Annotated in this window: 12 protein-coding genes and 1 pseudogene; 5 read left to right on the top strand and 8 right to left on the bottom strand. The window is 47.8% G+C overall.

From position 1 onward, the window contains the following. Positions 1-1,116: 1,116 nt before the first annotated feature. The 6 genes and pseudogenes from ADU24_RS23480 to ADU24_RS01855 form a co-directional block, all read right to left on the bottom strand. Positions 1,117-1,539, bottom strand: a pseudogene (locus ADU24_RS23480) (general stress protein); the annotation flags it as partial. Between the two features lie 418 nt (positions 1,540-1,957). Beyond that, complete coding sequence (gene mtnK, locus ADU24_RS01875) at positions 1,958-3,172, bottom strand: S-methyl-5-thioribose kinase (protein ID WP_053365042.1); 1,215 nt, start codon at positions 3,170-3,172, stop codon at positions 1,958-1,960. Between the two features lie 140 nt (positions 3,173-3,312). Next, positions 3,313-3,888, bottom strand: a complete 576-nt coding sequence (locus ADU24_RS01870) for a TetR/AcrR family transcriptional regulator (protein WP_053365041.1) — start codon at positions 3,886-3,888, stop codon at positions 3,313-3,315. Positions 3,889-3,891: 3 nt separating this feature from the next. Beyond that, entirely contained in the window at positions 3,892-4,608 is a 717-nt protein-coding gene (locus ADU24_RS01865) for an MBL fold metallo-hydrolase (protein WP_053365040.1), read from the bottom strand. A 340-nt stretch (positions 4,609-4,948) separates the two neighbouring features. Then, the gene (locus ADU24_RS01860; RefSeq protein ID WP_156324489.1) at positions 4,949-5,389 is read right to left on the bottom strand and encodes a threonine/serine exporter family protein; all 441 of its coding nucleotides are present in this window, start codon (positions 5,387-5,389) and stop codon (positions 4,949-4,951) included. A gap of 18 nt (positions 5,390-5,407) precedes the next feature. After that, a complete protein-coding gene (locus tag ADU24_RS01855; protein ID WP_053365039.1) occupies positions 5,408-6,175 on the bottom strand; it encodes a threonine/serine exporter family protein in 768 nt (255 codons plus the stop codon). A 315-nt stretch (positions 6,176-6,490) separates the two neighbouring features. On the opposite strand from ADU24_RS01855, the gene ADU24_RS01850 reads away from it, so the two are divergent. Continuing rightward, the gene (locus ADU24_RS01850) at positions 6,491-7,690 is read left to right on the top strand and encodes an MFS transporter (RefSeq protein WP_442853732.1); all 1,200 of its coding nucleotides are present in this window, start codon (positions 6,491-6,493) and stop codon (positions 7,688-7,690) included. A 75-nt stretch (positions 7,691-7,765) separates the two neighbouring features. On the opposite strand, the gene ADU24_RS01845 is transcribed toward ADU24_RS01850, so the two are convergent. Continuing rightward, positions 7,766-9,124 carry a TrkH family potassium uptake protein gene (locus ADU24_RS01845; RefSeq protein WP_053365037.1) on the bottom strand — a complete coding sequence of 453 codons (1,359 nt, stop codon included), beginning with the start codon at positions 9,122-9,124 and terminating at the stop codon, positions 7,766-7,768. A 143-nt stretch (positions 9,125-9,267) separates the two neighbouring features. Next, on the bottom strand, positions 9,268-11,979 hold the full coding sequence (locus ADU24_RS01840; RefSeq protein WP_053365036.1) for a tetratricopeptide repeat protein: 2,712 nt from the start codon (positions 11,977-11,979) through the stop codon (positions 9,268-9,270). A gap of 288 nt (positions 11,980-12,267) precedes the next feature. Between ADU24_RS01840 and ADU24_RS23620 the strand changes: the two genes are divergently transcribed. The 4 genes from ADU24_RS23620 (at position 12,268) to ADU24_RS01810 (ending at position 17,325) form a co-directional block, all read left to right on the top strand. Then, positions 12,268-12,708, top strand: coding sequence for a hypothetical protein (locus tag ADU24_RS23620; RefSeq protein WP_053365034.1), 441 nt, complete (start codon positions 12,268-12,270; stop codon positions 12,706-12,708). A gap of 188 nt (positions 12,709-12,896) precedes the next feature. Next, positions 12,897-14,498, top strand: a complete 1,602-nt coding sequence (locus tag ADU24_RS01820; protein WP_053365032.1) for a glycosyl hydrolase family 28-related protein — start codon at positions 12,897-12,899, stop codon at positions 14,496-14,498. A gap of 144 nt (positions 14,499-14,642) precedes the next feature. Beyond that, positions 14,643-15,587: a DMT family transporter gene (locus ADU24_RS01815; protein ID WP_231689547.1), complete on the top strand. Its 945-nt coding sequence runs from the start codon at positions 14,643-14,645 to the stop codon at positions 15,585-15,587. 79 nt (positions 15,588-15,666) lie between these two features. Continuing rightward, positions 15,667-17,325: a PAS domain-containing sensor histidine kinase gene (locus tag ADU24_RS01810; protein ID WP_053365031.1), complete on the top strand. Its 1,659-nt coding sequence runs from the start codon at positions 15,667-15,669 to the stop codon at positions 17,323-17,325. Positions 17,326-17,687: the final 362 nt, after the last annotated feature.

Raw genomic sequence — 17,687 nt, 5'->3', positions numbered from 1 at the left:
TCCATTTTTTTAAATCATTAAGCGAAAATTTTATTAACAAAAAGTTTGTTGACATTCTTATTTTAACATGTTATTATTAATAATTGTTTGATCGAGTAACTTGAACGTGCGGATTGCAAAGTAATGTAGACTGGCATTCTGCTATTGTTTTATATAGAAAGACTTATTCACACTGGAGCGGCTTCGGAGCCGCAAGGATGTAAGAGAGGCAGGGCTTGCGTCGTTTAGGTTTAAACAACCAGGTGGAATATTGAACCGCGGCAAATTGATTGTTCACGTTAAACAATCCTAACTTTAATTATTACCTTGCAACAAGCTGCAAGTTACTTGATATGGCGCGAAGCTCTTTGGGCTCATCGCGCGGATTACGGCGCTATTTATGCCGCCGCAAACTCAAAAAAGGCAGGGAATGTCGCCACATTCCCTGCCTTTTGCTATTTTAGCGCACCTTTAGCGTTTTGTGCTGTCCCTTCCTTCGCCCCTGAACCTGTCATCGAAGCTGTCGCGATTCTTATTCGTTTCCCTCAGCGTGTCATCCGTTCCACGGAATGGATCATTGCTGATCATCGAATCGCCCATCGTTGATTCAGGATTGGCATTTGGCGTATTGGCAAAATTCGGGTCGGTTCCAAGCCCTGCGTTATAGCCGGTGCCTGCGCCCATAGTCGTATTGCCGCCAGTTCCCATCGTTGAATTTCCGCCGGCGCCGCCCATAACCGTATCTTCATCGGTTCCAAAAGCAGCTCCTGCGGTATTCTGGTTAATCGCGGATGGATCCGATGTCCCGGTATCACTGTTTCGAAGTGACGCATTGCCACGGGCCATGTCATCAGAGCCGACAGGATAGTCATCCATCATGCTTGACCTTCCTACCGAGGCGCCGCCAGACATCATGCCGCTCGCGGAATCATCGTTCCAGTTTGTCGGATTTCCCGATCGATCGTCACGGGTATTCAGGTTTCCACCCAGGGTATCATAGTTCGCATCAACCGTCCCGGTTCCGAATTCATTGCCCGTTCTCATTGTTGGGTCATCCATCGTTGTGCTGCCGGACCATTCATTCGTATTTCCGGTCACCGCGCCTGTCCGATCGTATCCTAGATTTTTCCCGTCTTCATCAACAAGGACAAGGATTTTACCAGACTTTACATCCCTTTCATAACGGTCCGCTTCGTCTTCCGGAATACCCATGCCAATTAATGCACCAGTCAAACCGCCAGCTCCGGCTCCGACAGCTGCCCCCGTCAATGTGGCTGCAATTGGGCCCGCCGCAAGAATAGGGCCAACGCCCGGAATTGCCAGCGCACCAACACCTGCAAGAAAGCCGGCCAGGCCTCCGAGCACTCCGCCAGTCGCCGCTCCTGTCGCCAATCCTTCCTCTGTTTTCGTGCCTGTTTCATCATGTATGTCGTCAATGTCGTCTCTGTCTCTTGCAACTACAGAAATTGCATCCCTGTCATAGCCTTGTGCTTTCAAATCCTCAATCGCTCTAACCGCTTCATCTCCGTTGTCAAAAACACCAACTACTCGTTTATCCATTGATCTTCCTCCTTTAAAGGTTGATACAACGTTTAATTACCCCTGTAGGTTGTCCATTAACCCTCCAATAAATTACAATTTTATTTCAAATGCTTGCCTGGCGCGGGTTTCGACAGAATCTGGCAAGGGCATTGAGGGCTAAAGTATAGAAGGAAACTTCACTCATCCGTGATTTGGGTGAAGTATAAACCGGGTTTTGAAGCTGTGCTTCACTCAACTGGAATGTATGGAACCGCTTCTAAACTGGAGTATGGTTGTTCGCTGTCCCTAACCCGGGGTTTACGTGAACCCAAAAGCTGGTTTGGCTGGCACGCATTCAGGATTTGCACCAAACGTGCTTCCTTTAACCACAAAAAAACATCCGCTTAAACCGCGGATGCCTGAATCATTATTTCCCCACTACAATGGAGCAACCTTTTTATTTGGAAATCACAGCCGCACTTTCGCGGATGGTTCTCGCAAAATCGTGACCAGTTTTAAATGATTGTCGGTTCAGGATAAATTCCTTCCCGGCAGTGAGGCAGATTTTTTCTGCCATCACCCGTGTTTCAGGTTGATCAATCGTTGTAATGTCCTTTACATGGGCGAGCCCGATGATTCGCCTGCATAGCTCCAGGCCCGCTACCGCCGCAGTATCCCGCAAAATCGAATCCAGATAATACTCCTTGAACCCTTCATAGCGGGCGGTCCGCTCGACTGCCTTCTCTTCCCATAACGCCAAGAACTTTTCCTTAAACAGGTCGATCACTTCGGATATGGTCCGTTCCAGGTATTCAACCTGTACTGAAGGGCCGGTAAACATGGCGTTCACGTAGGCAAAAATCAGGTTGGCCACGACATTGCCGACATCATACCCAGCCGGACCATAGAAGGCGAATTCCGGATCAATCACTTTTGTTGAATCTTCTTTTATAAAAATTGATCCTGTATGAAGGTCTCCATGGATGAGCGATTGAGCATTTGCCATGAATTCAAATTTAAGCTTTGCCGTTTCAAGGGCCAGTTTTTTGTCTTCCCATATAAATTCCTTTACGAAATCCCTGGAACCTGGAAATACATCGTTCCTCGGGCAATCATAAAACGGTTCGGTGTAGACAAGGTCCTCCGAAATTTCACAAAGCTCGGGATTAATGAATGATTTTACAAGTTCCTTTTTCTCTTTATGCCCCATCACTACATCCGTTGTCAGCAGAAGGGTTTGGGCCATGAACGTCGATATGTGATCGGCAAACAATGGAAATTGTTTATGCTTCATGAGGGCGCTGCGCATAATTTCGTGGTCGGATAAATCCTCCATCACACAGCAATTCATGATTGGGTCATAGTGGTACATCTTCGGCACAAACCCAGGGGCTAGCTTATCCTGGAGCGAAAGAATTTCGCTTTCAATCCGGTTCCTGTCAGGGGATAACTTAAATTCATCCGATATCCTCGCAACGGGACCGGCTTGTTTGATGATGATCGATTTTCCGCTGTTTCCGTCAACAACACGGAATACATAATTCAAATTTCCATCGCCTATTTCCTTGCATGATAAATCAGCTTTCGTCGGAAAAAGTCCCAACTTTGTCTTAGCATATTCAATGGCTTGATTTTCGTTCATTGTAAAATATCTTTCTGTAAAAACCGCCATGCTGCCCACCCCTCCAGAGGCTACGCGAAAAAACGCAGCCAGCATTTCAAATTATCTAAATTTTAACACGAGTGGACAACCGCTACAATATTTTCCCTGTTCCAACCTTATTCCCGGAAAACAATCTATATAGCCCCAATTCATTTCCTTCTGCTGGAAATTCCCGCCACAAAAGCTTCTACCATAAAAGAAAGGCTTGTATCGAGGCTAAGATTTAAGCCAAAGCCCCCTTTTTGTTCCAGGGAACAGAAGCCATGGATCATGCTCCTCAACCCCCGGACCGCATGGAGGGCTTCCTCCTCCCCTAACGGGATTGATTCGAGGCTTTCAAGGACGAGCCCGACAATTTTACTCCCGGCTTCCTGTACTTCCGGGTCGGTGGGATCTGGGGCATTGAAGGTCGCCTCATACAATCCGGGATGTTTCCTGGCAAAGCCGACATAACCGAGGCTTAATGCCAGAACAGCATCCTTTTCCAAAAGTGTTTTCCTGGAATCCTTCAACACCTCATAGAGATTATTTATGCCATAAATGGCCAGTTCCTTTTTCAGTCCGGGTAGGCCATCAATATGGTTATAGAGGGATGGAGGCTTGATTTTCAATTCCTTAGCGAGATTGGCCAGGGTCACTTCCTCGAAGCCTTTTCGATCCGCCAATTCGGCCGCGGTGCGAATAATCGTGTCAATGTCGAGAGCAATTTTGGGCCTTGGCGACATTTTCTACACTCCTTTTTCGATCCGGCGTTCAAACCGGCTAATTGCTTTTTCCATTTCCCGTACGGGTTCCTTCAGCAACTTTCCATGACCGCATGCGAGAATACTTGGTTTCAATGAGGCTAGCTTCCTTCCACTCTCAAGAGCTGTTTTCCCGCACCACGTTCCAAAAGCCGGGAAAGGGAACAAAGGCCTTAAGTCACCAGCAACAGAGATTCCTCCCCGTGTCTGGAATGCATCACCAGCTATGAGGGAGCCCGATCTGACATCCAAAAAAGCCATGGAACCGGGCGTATGTCCCGGGACATAAATTGCCTGTAACGAACCGATCCGCTCTCCATCTTCAAGAAGAATGTCGGGCCTTGCCATAAGCTTTTTCGGTACTCCCCCTTTAATCGGTGCTTGGCTCTCGTGCCCATCCAGGCTCCGGTCATTTTCCATCAACCGCGCATCCCTTCCGGAAATATAAATAGGAACATTTGCCAATGCGGCTTTTAGCGAATCAAGCGCGCCGACATGGTCCTCATGGGCATGCGTAAGGACGATTTTTGTAATCGGCTTGCCAATCCGGCCGGCCGCCTCAAGTATACCCTTCGCGCTATACGGCAAAGCCGCATCAACAAGTGTCAGACCTTTATCCTCCTCGACGAGATAGCAGTTTACCGGAAAAACCCTGGGCAAGAAGGCCAGTTGATAAAGTGCCCCTTCCTTTGTCATTTTCATAAGTTATCACCCCTATACTAATGGTATTAGTTAAATAATAACTAATGCCATTAGTTAGGTCAATCCCCATCAAAAAAAAATTCCACCCCAAAGGGCGGAAAAGATTTTCTTTATTCTACAGCGAAGGGTTGAATGGACCTAACCATTCCGCCAAGCTGTTTTCAAAGTTATTTAACCAAGCTTCAAAAATCTATTAGTTTAACAGTTCATCCATCTAATTTTGTATAAATTAGATGTAGCTCTCCTTGATGCCACATTGCATTGAATTCATCTTTTTCCGGGGAGGCAATTATTTTCAGAAAAAGGCTCTTTATAGAAAATAAAAAATTGTCCTTCACCATTATCTTTTCGAAGAATTTACATGCCTGTATATATGATTCAAAGCTTCAGAAAAAACAAGCCCCATCGCGATGGCACCGGAAATCAGGAAAGCCCTTCCTGCAAGGCTTAAAGCGGAATTGTAGTCAATGACCACAAAATGGCGCATGGCATTATAGAACGTTCCGCCGGGAACAAGGGGGATGATTCCGGCAACACTAAATATAATCACCGGACCCCGGTATTGCTTGGCTAGCATATGGCTGATAAACCCGACGACAAACGCCGCTGCGAGGGTAGCTGAAACGACATTGGAGGTGTGTTTTTCCAAATAATAATAAACGAGCCAGCCGGTCATCCCGACGAATCCACATTTTAAAAGTGAATTACGGGGGGCATTGAAGAGGATGCCAAAAGCCGCTGTCGCAAGGAAACTCATGATGAGCTGTTCGATCATTTCCAATTGTAATGCCCCCTTTTTTTATACTAACATCAGAACAATGGCTACGCCCGACCCAATGGCAAAAGCGGTCAAAGCAGCCTCCGCCCCTTTTGAAATCCCAGCAACGAGGTGGCCCGCGATCAAATCCCGGACAGCATTCGTCAACAGCAGCCCCGGAACAAGCGGCATGACCGAGCCGATGATAATTTTATCGAGCTGGACTCCCAATCCCGCATACACAAACAAGTATGAAACAATCCCGATAACCAACGACCCGCAAAACTCCGCGAAAAACTTGATTGGCACGATTTTTTGTGTATAGAAAACTGCTAAAAAACCAAGGGCCCCTGCTACTAGCGCAGGAAAAAAATCTAGCCAGACTCCATTGTACATAATGATAAAGCAGCCGCTTGCGAACGAGGCAGCCGCGGTTTGCAAAGTGATTGGAAATGTTTGGCTCATCGCATCAATATCCCTAATAAGTTTCGCAGCCTCTTCAAGGCCGATTTCTCCATTGCTTATTCTTCTTGAAACGGCATTGACGAGCGTTACTTTTTGCAAGTCCGTGGAACGCTGTGAAATACGGATCAGCTTAGTAATGCCAGGCCCACTGTCACCGTCATCCACTGTAAAAATAATCCCGGTGGGAATAACATAACTGTGTGATTTCTCTATACCGAATGACGACGCTATCCAGGTCATTGTATCCTCGACACGGTACGTTTCAGCGCCGCTTTGAAGCATGACTTTTCCTGCGTTCAGGCAAACTTCCATTACGCCATATAGTTCACTGCGCTGTTTTTCCATACTTAACCACTCCATAATGACGTAAATAGTTCTAGTTATTATATACTTTTTACCCATGAAACTGAAAAGATAATTTTTAAAAGCCGGAGGAAAGGACGATGCCGATGGGTTTAAATGGATGAATCTTTCTGGTATTATATTTAGGGAAGCGAAATAAATTGCCCCTGAATTTTGATAGGATTCATGCATTTTTCATCATTTTTGATGAAACTGCACATCATGACGGGGTGCCCGTTAATTGGGATACATACCCCTATCTATTCACCTTAAAAACTGCATCCGGAAAGAAGTGATTCCAGCTTGGATGAACAAAGTTTGCTAAAACGGAATTTAATGATTATGTGGTTTTCGAATTTTTTTGTTGGCGGCAGCATGACCATGGTCCTCCCGTTTATTTCCCTTTATATAAATACACTGGGGAACTTCTCGGAAACCTACGTCCAGCACTGGGCGGGTATTACGTTTGCGGCAACATTCGTGACCGCATTCTTTTTCTCTCCGGTTCTCGGCAGGCTCGGGGACCGGTACGGCAGGAAAAGGATTTTAATCACCCTCGGGATGGGCATGTCGGTCTCCCTTTTCTTAATGGGGGTTGTCGAAACTGTCTGGCAGCTTTTCACCCTCCGCCTGTTTATGGGTTTTTTCGCAGGTATGGTTTCCATCACCCAAGCGTTCATTTCAACCCAGACTCCGAAGCATATGGCGGGGCGGGTTTTGGGTACTTTGCAGACCGGAAGCATTGCCGGCACTCTGCTCGGCCCGCTGATTGGCGGTTTTTTGGCCGATTCGTTCGGTTACGCTCTTACGTTTAAAGGAACATCAGCGATCATCCTGATTTCGGTCATCCTGATTTTTTCAGCCCGGGAACATAAACTCACAACGAAAGAAAATAAAAAAACGTATTATACAAGACTCGAAGTTATCCAGCACATCATCGGGAACCCTGCCCTTGCAACGGTCCTGTTCATTTCGATGCTGATCCAGGTTGCCCTTTTCAGCATCCAGCCAATCCTGGCGCTCTTCGTCAGCAAATTGCACGGGCCCGAAAATCTCGCCTTCATCTCAGGGCTTGCCTTCTCGGCGGCTGGAGTCGGAAATTTGATGATGGCGAGAAAATGGGGCGACCTTGCCGACCGGAAAGGGTATTTGAACATCCTGATCATCCTTCTCTTATCAGGAGCAGCCATCTATACATTGGGAGCGTTTGTCACGGAGGTTTGGCAGCTCGTCCTCATCCGGTTCGGGCTAGGCATAACGACCGGCGGGATCATCCCTGTCCGGATGGCTTATATCCGGCAGGAAGCACCCATTGCCATTCAAGGGGAAGTGCTCGGCTACAATACAAGCCTGCGCTTTCTTGGGAATATCGTCGGCCCTGTACTGGGCGGATTCCTTGCGGGCAGCCTGGGATATGCTTCAGTCTTCGTTGTGACAAGCGCATTGCTGCTAGTTAGCGGGCTGACATTATTGGCCGTTACACGGAGGATGCATCTCTCGAAAAGCGGTGCCCACTGATTTTTGTTCATTTAAAAAGGGAGGAGCCCAAACGCTTCCTCCCTTTTCTGCTGTTTTTTGTAAAATCAAAGCCCTTTACCCGATGATGACGCGCTCCCTTGAATAATGGATTTTTTCCTTCTTCGGTTTTCCCCTCATCATGATCAGGAAAGAGAAAATGCCAATCCTGCCAATGAACATCAAGATCATTAAAACAGATTTCCCCAGCGTGCCAAGTTCCGGAGTGATACCGAGAGACATTCCGGTTGTCCCGAAAGCGGATGAAACTTCGAACAATATTTCTTTTATCGAAAACGAGGGCTCAATAAAAGCCATGAAAATGACTGAAAACCCGCAAATCAGGAAAGCCGTCATGATGACAATGAATGATTTGACGATATCCTCCGGCATAATCTCGCGGTTGAAAACCTTGATTGTGCTATTGCCCCTCGCATATGAAAAAATGGCCAGCAGGGCAATTGCAAACGTAGTTGTCCGGATCCCTCCCCCGACACTGCTGGGCGAGGCCCCGATAAACATAAGCAGACAAAACAGCAGCTGTGTGGGCGTGGAAAACTCATTTACATCGATTGTTGATAGGCCCGCGCTCCTGGTCGAGGACGAATGGAATGCGGAATAGAAGAAGGCCTCGTGCCATGTTTTCCCGGCAAACAACTGGTTCGATTCAAATATAAAAATGAAAACCGTACCGAATACGAGCAGGTACGCAAACGTACTTACTGCTATTTTTGTAAATAAGGTGAATCGAAACTGGCTCTTTTTCATGCGGTGGGCCAGGAATTCCCGGAATTCAATAAGGACGGGGAACCCAATCGCCCCGACGATAATCAGGAGTATATTGACCGTTTGGACAAAATAATCATTGGCAAACGGAACAAGCGACTCGCCCGTTATGTCGAAACCCGCATTCGTTGTGGCGCTGACCGAAGCAAAAAATCCTTGCCTGAAAGCTTCCTGCCACGTTGGGAAGTAATCGAGGAAATGAATCCCCAATATAACCGCCCCAACCAGTTCGATTGCAACAATCAGGAAGAGGACTCCCCGCAGCAAATTTACCATCCCAGAGAGGGCTGACTGGTTTTGGTCGGCCATGATGAGCATCCGTTCCTTCAGGCCGATTTTTTTACCCAAAAGGAGCCAGACGAATGTGCCAAGCGTCATGACGCCAACCCCGCCGATTTGCAAGATGAACGCCATTATAAACGTTCCGGGATAGCTGAGCGTCTCATCCAGGGAAATCGTTGACAGCCCAGTCACACTTACTGCGCTGACAGCGGTAAACAAAGCATCAATAAACGGCAGCTTTACATCTTCCTTCAGCGTAATCGGCATCATCAGCAAGAACGTCGAGACAATGATTGCTGAAAGGTAATAAAGGACGATAATTTGGACTGATGAAAGCCGCGCGGTCAATTCATCGAATTTTATTTTCATAACAAACCTCTATTTACTATGTGATGGAATATCCACATTATATAAGATTCGCAATGAAAACAGAAAGGATATCTTTATTTGGCATTAAGGAAAGCAAAAGAAATCCCTCCGGCATGTTGCCGAAGGGATGAACCGCCATTTAATTATTGCCCTACCATCTCAAGCCATTCCAACTGCCTGAGCCTGATTCCGAACAGCGCCATCGGATCATGGAATCTGGCCGGATTTTTTTTCATATCCGCGGCTTTTTGCCTGCTGTCCGCCAACTCTTCCTGGGTGGCCGCGTGCGTTCCTTGGAGAACCTGGTGCGGATTGAGGAAAAAGAGTGAAAGGTCCCTCGCAATCGCTTTTTCAAACAGATCGAATTGCATGAAAAAGCGGTCGTTCACGAGCCTTGCTGTATCAAGGTAATCCTCATTCTCAACAAAGCTTTTATAACGGTTATAAAGCATTGCATTGTTTTGCGGCAGGGCCCCCAGGAGCTTTCCTGCCCCTTTCAAGAAGATTTGTGATGGGGTCCGTCTTAGAAGGACATTCACTTTATCAAGCTGATAGCTGTTTGCCATGCGGCCTATATCCCTTTGCCAGTCATCGAGGACGCGGAAGTCGCAATCAAGCCTGATCCAATCGGCGCCATAAAGGGAATTGAAGCTCTCGGCCATTTCATCGAGGAACTCCTGAATACGGGAAAGCTCCGTTCCGGTCTCCTCCATCCACCCCCCGAGCGATTCCCGCAGTTTCGGGAGAGCGGTATCATTCAGATAGGCGTTCAACCGCCTGTTCATCTCATCATTCAGGCTGAGATGGACTGTCCTGAAGTCGCTGTCCTCCTTCAGGAAGTCGACCGTGCCGCGGAGAAGCTCGGGAATATCCGCCAACGCATCCGCTTTTGCCTCATCGATCCTCTTCCGATAGGATTTCCGTACCTTTTCAATGCTTTCCGATTCGATATCGCCGAGCTGGTGGATAGCCCCGGTCAGCTTTGCCGCCATCTGTTCCTTGCTTTCAATCGCTTCCTCGATTCCCTTTTCCTGTCCGGCCCTTTGGAAGAGCAGGTGGTCAAGTGTTTTCCTGATCAGCAGGAGCAGTTTGTCGGTCCGGCTGCCAAGAATGCTCCGTTCGGGCGTCCCGATTACGGCTGCTTTTACAATGCCTTCAAATAAGCGCTCCCGGTCGGGGACAGGCCCTGCCTTAATCACTTCCGAATTAGGGAATGACCCTTTGATTACCAATGCCGCCTGTTCAAAAGCATGGGGGTCTGGTTCCCCGGTCTGGGTCAGCAGGAAATGAACCGGCAGCCCAGGGGCCTGTTCGCGGATCTGGCCAAGCACCAGCCGCTCCTCGGCGGTAAGCGGATCGGTTGCATCAACCGCAAAGAACAGGCTATCCGCCAGATCAATATAGTCAAAATGGTCAGGGCTTACATGATCGCTATCTAATTCCGGCAAATCAATGATTGACAAGCCTGAGTCTTTTAAAAACGGGACAGGCAACGAGAAAGTACAAATCCCATTTTCATTTTCCACTCCTTCAAGCTCGCCAAATTCTTCCGCCTCGACCACATTCTCGTCTGTAACCATGCTGATAGCCGCTTCATCGCGGTATTGGAAAGCTAGCGCAGTGGATGATGCCATTTCCGCTTCCGAATACGAGTCCCCAAGAATCTGCCTGAGGACATGGGCTTTGCCGCTCCCTTTCAAGCCTGCTGTAACGACATGCCTTGTCCTGAAATTGGCCAGTTCTCCCGCAATCCATTCCAGGCGGGGGCTGATTTGCAAGCCCTGGCCCCCAGCCCATGTCGAAATTTCCGAAATGAGCGCAAGCCCTTCCGCGAAGTCGTTTTCAGTCCGCTTTGAATGGGCAAGGAGAGATTCAGCTGTCTCAATTGCTTCAAGTGAAATTCCGGCCGGGTATCGTCCGCTCCAGGCAAGCAAAGCGGATGCTGCCAGGCCAATTGTCCTTCTGTCCTCAATCGCAAGCCAGTTTGAAAGCAGTGATGGCATGATTGGCGCCAACGACTGAATCGAGTAATTTCCCGAAGTGGTAAAGTCGAGATAGGCTTCTTTGTAAAGCAAGGAAAGTTCCGGCCATATTCCTTCGGGCAGCCCGCCAAACCCGCCAAGGAGCGCGTTGAATTCCTCAATCCACGCAAAATACCCTTCCCTTCCCCGGTAGGTTTTCCAAAGAGCTGCCGCAAGTTCGCCAAACCTGCTCTCATCCGTCTCATAAAGGACGGCAAGAACTTTATTAAAATAACCAGGAGGATAGGAAACAGTTGCTTCCCTGTCCACGTAGGAAATAAGGATATCCGCCCATCCGGCCGATTTTGTCCTGACAATTTCGTTTGCCGCGAGTTCCGTGGCACTGTCCCAATCAGCCCGTCCTTCAAAAAACGAACGTGCCAGGTCTGCGGCGTCCGGATAGCCGGGATTTTCGGCAATCAACCCCTTAATCGTTTCCGAAGCAGCCTCTTCCTTGCCTTTTTCAATATAAAGCGAAAATAGTTGAAGTGCGACCTCGGCTTTCAGGGATGCATTCATCGTTTCAACTGATTTGTAAAGGTCTTCCGCTGTTGCCAACTCACCAAGCTCGTAATAGGCATCCGCTGTATTTTTCACTGCCCATTGACTAAGCGGCCCATCGCTCCCTTCCCACTTATGGATGGCCGCCTCGTAATCACGGAAGGCAAAATACACTTCACCTTGGGCGAATTTGATTTCCGGGAGCCCCTTCCCCCCTTTTCGCCTTGCTTCCAAGTAAGCCTCCGCCAGGACGAGTGCCGGATGCTTCTCTTCATTGCCCTCCATAAAACTTTCGTAATACGTCTTTTCGATTAGCATTCTTTCGAGATTCATAGCCGCCCCCCTGATACTCTCGTGAATTTACGTCCGCAAAATTATTTAACGCATAATTTTGATTATCCTTTTTATTTTAACAAAGTAGCAGGAAAGATGCGAAGCGGAAGCAGTCTCCGGCAACTTCGGATACGTTGCCGGGCAGAAAAAAATTTCCCCCAAAAAGGAGATTGCATATACTGCATCACTCCGCCCTTTAAACGGGAATGGGCGAAAGCCGCGACTGGCTCCTAACCCGGGCATATTGTATAGGGACTTCCACCTATTATATATAAAGGAGAATGCCCAATGTATCCACAGCATCAAGGAGCCTTTGAGTACGGTCATGCCATGAACAGCCCTTTCGAGCAGGAAACCGTTTTTTACGGAGGGATGCAACAGCCTTACCAGCACGAATTTTCCGGCCACTATCCGCAACAGCCAGATTATTCGTTCAGCTTTCAGTCCCAGGAGAATCATCCTTACTACTACCAGCAGCATGATAGCGGGTTATCGTATGGACAATCGGATCCAAGCCGCCAGCCACAGGAACTGGAACGGAGGATTCGCCAGCTTGAACGGAGGGCTGGCCTAATTGAACGTGAAAACGACCGCCAGAGCAGGGAAGTTACCCGTCTCAATAACCAGCTGGAGCGGATGTCGCGCCGGCTAATACGAGTCAACCAAAGGCTTAGGTTCCTTGAAAACAGGTTCAATATCCCGTTCACACCTTTTGACGGGGAATTCTAATGCCCCACTTTAGATGAGGCAGGGCCCGGGGCCGAGGCCCTGCTCCTCATCAGGATTACCACATGCTTGGACGGGAATAATAATACAGCGAACCTTTTATGAACGGCGGTTTTCCGCTGGCAGAAAGTTCTGCCAGGCAAGAATAAGATATAGTTTGTAAGATTTTTATCCGCAAAGGAGGGCTGGATATGATTTACCTGAATAAAAACCATGACCCCCGGAAAAATGCTGAACTTATCTCACAGCTTTTGGACGATGGCACTGATATCGGGGAAGCGGTCGCCGGGACTGAACAACTTTTCAGTGAACATAGCGCCCCGCCTGCGAGTTACTCCTTTGAACCGGAACAGAAAAGGCCGCTTTCAGGAATCATTAAACAATTTTTCACGACCATGCCCGTTTTCTTTTTTGCAAAAAAAGCAAAGGCTGCCCTGTGCGATTCAAATACGCTAGTGGATGCCGCGGGCCAAGTGTACCCCTCCTGGAAGGGTATCCTTGACGAGGAATACAGCCATTTGAAGGCGATTGCAAAGAAGGAAGTGAATGTAGAGGATTTCGGCGCTGTTGGGGACGGGGTGACAGACAATACCGAAGCCTTCAAAAAAGCGCTCGGCAATGGGCGGGTGACAGTCAGGATCCCTAAAGGGATATTCGTTACGAGTGAAATCCGGGTTCCATCGTGGACATGCCTGGTTGGCGAGGGGAAAGGAAAGTCCATTTTAAAACTCCACGGCAAGGCGCCTAAGTCCTCCCAGCTTGTAACGAATTCTTCCCATTGGAAAGGAAACCGGAATATTCTTGTCGAAGGAATGACCCTTGATTGGAATGTGGAGCGGCTCGGGGATGAAGTGAAAACGGCCGCCGGCAATAATTTTTCCAGCTGCCTGCTTTTCGCCAATGTAACGTTCGGTTGGGTAAAGGATGTCGAAGCAATCAACCCTGGGCTCCACTGCTTCGATGTGTCCTCGACCATTTATAATTATTCGGGTGATGGCTATCGGGCAAGGGGCGGCAGCAACTATATTTGGCTGGATGGGCTGAATGGGTACGGATTTGGCGATGACGGCGTGACAACACATCATAGTGACAACATCCTCATATCAAATTGCCATATGTGCGACCCGAGTGGACGCGCCCATAAAAAAGGATTTTCCAATTCGAACGGATTTGAAGCCGATGACGGTTCACGGAATGTGTGGCTCGTCAATAACTCTTCGACCCGATGCTTTGGCGGGGTCGAAATTAAGGCGCATGGAAATTCCTCAGCCGCAACCAACGTCCATATCATCGGCCACCTTTCAGTGAACGACAACCGTTCCTTTAACTGGAGGCATATTGGCCATCATAAAAGCACGGACCCTGTTTCAAAGACCGCGTTCAATATTAAGGCGACAAACCTCGTTTCCATCGCCCCGGTCCGCACAGCGCTCTATGAAGACTCAAAACCACGTGCGCTTGTTGTATCTGGTTACCGGAATGTCGCCATCAACCATTTTACAGCGATTGGCGACCCTGACTATGATTACCGCGGCGAACCTGTCATGGCACTCCAGTACCGTTCACGAAATGTTGCGCTCGACAATATTTCAGTTAGCGGTTTCCGGACGGCAGGGGCGGATATTAAATTATATGGCGGCGACAATTGCACGGATGCAGTCGCAATTAAAAAACTAACGGTTCGGCACTCCGCCCGCGAAGCCATCCAGATTGGCAAGGGAGTCCAAAGGGCCAGCATCGGGACAGTATTGGCCAAGGGAAGCGAAAACAGTCTCCCAAAAAGATTTGTGTAAAATTTTTCGCGGTGCCTGTTAACCAAAAACCTGCTATACTAAATTTCATGGATTCAAAAAGAAAGAGGGAAGGATTTTGCGCATCCTCCCCTCTTTATCATTGCTCCGGGCTCTATCCGGAAAACGGAAAGAAGGAAGCGATAAGTGGATAGAAAACAGCGTCTACAGACATATGCCATCCTAGTAGCAGTCATGGCCGCATGGGGATTGAATGTCATTGCAACAAAAATCATTGTCACTGAATTTACCCCGGTAACCATTACTTCCCTAAGGATTTTGACGGCCAGCGTTGCTGTATTCCTCGTTCTTGCCGTTTTAAAAAAAGTCAGAAGGCCCAGCCGGAATGAACTTATTTATACATTAATCGCAAGCATCTTCAATGTTGTCTGCCACCATTACTTTCTTTCGGTCGGACTGACGAAAACAACTGCTTCTAACGCGGGTTTGATTCTTGGCCTCGGTCCGTTGCTATCGGCGATTCTTGCCGCCATTTTCCTCGGCACCCGCCTTACTGCGCCTCGCCTGTTCGGGGTCCTTGCGGGGCTTGCGGGTGTTTCGTTCATTGTTCTTGAAAATAGTTCGGGAGTTGGCGCAATCTCGCTTGGCGATTTGTTTATTTTCCTATCGATCCTAACTCAGGCAGGTAGCTTTATTTTAGTAAAGAAAGTATCACGGACGATGGATGCGCGCCTGATGACCGGGTACATGCTCCTATTTGGTTCATTGGCCCTCTTTCTAATCAGCATTGTACAAGAACCGGGGGCTATCAGGGGAATTGCCCATGCTCCCACTTCTGTTTGGCCGATATTTTTTGCATCCGCCATTATTGCGACCGCGCTTGGGCATATGGCATACAATTTGGCGATAAGTAAGGTCGGGGTTGCCGAGTCGGCAGTTTTTATTAATTTAAGCCCATTTTTCTCGCTTATCGGCGCAGCCGTCTTTCTGAATGAAACGATTACTTTCTCCCACCTTGCCGGCTTCATCCTGATCCTCATCGGGGTGTTGCTCGGATCGGGGGCGGTTGAAGATTGGAACGCAACATGGAAGAAGCCATACAGGAAACGAAAAGCTGAGCAGAAGATTTAGAGATTTGTGTAGCCCTTCACGGTACGGGCTCTCTATTTTTATTTGCCTATTGGAATTATTTTTTCCCAGGAGTGGTCTGATGGAGAAAAAAAAGCTGATTTACTACTTTGTCATCTGCGGTATTATCTGGATTGCCGGAACAAACCTGCTGCTCGCCCAGTTTGAACCAACTCCTTACATTCAAGTAATTGGCCACTTAAAAGAAGCTTTTTTTGTCGTCACCACGGGGGTCATTTTTTATTTTGCCATTAAAAAGGCAGAGGAGCTCAATACCGCAAAAATGGATCGGCAACGGTTGTCGACGTTAATCAATTCAATGGTAGATTTCGTCAATTTCAAGGATGGCGAGGGAAGATGGGTTGAAGCCAATGAGTATGGCCTTAAGGTTTTCGGCCTCGAAGGTGTCGATTACCGCGGCAAAAAGGATTCCGAACTTGCTGCCTTCAGTCCCCATTATGCCGATGCCCTTATTTATTGCGAAAAATCCGACGAAGACACGTGGAAAAATCGGAAAATAACCCGTGTCGAAGAAGTACTCATTTCCCCCAACGGATCGGAAAGGATTTTTGACACGATAAAAGTCCCGCTTTTCAATCCGGATGGCACACGGAAAGGCCTTGTCATCATGGGAAGGGATATTACGGAAAAAAGACGGCTCATCAATCTCCTTGAAGAAAGCCGCCAGCAATATAGTTCCCTTTTTGAATACAGCCCTGATATCGTTTATATGACCGACCTTGAAGGCAGATTCATCGACGTAAACCCAAGATTTAAGGAAGTGACCGGCTTCGATCCGGATGATATAATCGGCAGGTATTTTCAAAAACTGATTCCCCGTAAGCACCGGGAAGCACTCGAAAACTACTTCTCAATTGTTAGCAAAAATAATAAACCGCAGCTTATAGAATTTGATATTAAAAGCAAGAACGGAGATAAAATCATTCTTGAATGCACCTCAGTCCCGATGGTCATTCACGGAGAGACGAGAGGTATTATCGGCTATGGCAGGAATGTTACACAGCTGAGAAAAACGGAGGAAAAACTGCGCCGGTCCGAAAAACTATCGATTGTCGGCGAGCTGTCTGCAAGTGTAGCGCATGAAATCCGGAACCCGCTAACCTCGTTAATGGGCTTTGTCCAGCTGCTAAAGTCAGAGGATGAAAGACATCAGTATTACTATTCGATTATGGCGGATGAGCTGAACCGGATTAATCATATTACAAGTGAACTGTTGTTGCTCGCAAAACCGCAGCAGCTCAAATACGTCCAGACAGACCTTCATTTGCTGTTGAAGAATGTCATTTCGCTATTAACGCCGGAGAGCGCCATGCATGACATTAACATTGTTTCATCCTTCGGGGACAGACGCTGCATAATTGAATGCGAACCGAACCAATTGAAGCAACTATTTATCAATCTAATTAAAAACGCAATCGATGCTTCACACCCGGGGGGAAAGGTGGCCATTTCGACAGAATGCGGGAAAGATGGACAGGTTACAATTACCATCATGGACAATGGCATCGGGATTTCTGAGGAACGGCTTGAAAGGATTGGGGAACCTTTTTATTCATCGAAGGAAAAAGGGACAGGCCTCGGCCTTACCGTCAGTTCGAAAATTGTTGACGCCCATCATGGAAGGATGGAGTTCAAAAGTGTCCTGAACAAGGGGACGAAAGTTATCGTTACCCTTTCTGCCAATTGCGTCCCCAAAGAGGGAAATTGGCATATTAATTAGAGGTAGTAGTTCAATTCATGTTCAACTATATAGGTTGAACTTAATAATTACACGCTTTAGTTTGAGAAGCTGGTTGATTGGAGCTCAGGCATGTAGACTCCTCGAAAATGCTAACGCATTTCCTTCGTGCAAGGCCAATTCGAGGAAGTCGGTTGTCCTGCGGGATTGAGCGGCAAGGGGAGACCCCGCAGGAGCTTTGCTCCGAGGAGGCTCCACTGACGCCCCGCGGAAAGCGAAATGCCCGGAGCGGAAATCAACCACCTAGTTCACATTTGGAACCCAATTCTTATTTCAACCTATATAGCTTCAATAAAAGTGAATGGCCAATGGGGAAAGAAAGCTTCAACCCGAATGTATGGCCA

The sequence above is a fragment of the Bacillus sp. FJAT-27245 genome (genome assembly GCF_001273955.1).
Lineage (GTDB): Bacteria > Bacillota > Bacilli > Bacillales > Cytobacillaceae > Bacillus_D.
Note: the sequence above shows the minus strand (reverse complement) of the source record. Positions and strands in the feature narration are given on the sequence as shown.

Coding starts and splice junctions, on each gene's coding strand:
- ADU24_RS01840 (WP_053365036.1), bottom strand. CDS start 11,979: ATGAATCTCGAAAGAATGCTAATCGAAAAGACGTATTACGAAAGTTTT.
- ADU24_RS01820 (WP_053365032.1), top strand. CDS start 12,897: ATGATTTACCTGAATAAAAACCATGACCCCCGGAAAAATGCTGAACTT.
- ADU24_RS01845 (WP_053365037.1), bottom strand. CDS start 9,124: ATGAAAATAAAATTCGATGAATTGACCGCGCGGCTTTCATCAGTCCAA.
- mtnK (WP_053365042.1), bottom strand. CDS start 3,172: ATGGCGGTTTTTACAGAAAGATATTTTACAATGAACGAAAATCAAGCC.
- ADU24_RS01810 (WP_053365031.1), top strand. CDS start 15,667: ATGGAGAAAAAAAAGCTGATTTACTACTTTGTCATCTGCGGTATTATC.
- ADU24_RS01870 (WP_053365041.1), bottom strand. CDS start 3,888: ATGTCGCCAAGGCCCAAAATTGCTCTCGACATTGACACGATTATTCGC.
- ADU24_RS01855 (WP_053365039.1), bottom strand. CDS start 6,175: ATGGAAAAACAGCGCAGTGAACTATATGGCGTAATGGAAGTTTGCCTG.
- ADU24_RS23620 (WP_053365034.1), top strand. CDS start 12,268: ATGTATCCACAGCATCAAGGAGCCTTTGAGTACGGTCATGCCATGAAC.
- ADU24_RS01865 (WP_053365040.1), bottom strand. CDS start 4,608: ATGAAAATGACAAAGGAAGGGGCACTTTATCAACTGGCCTTCTTGCCC.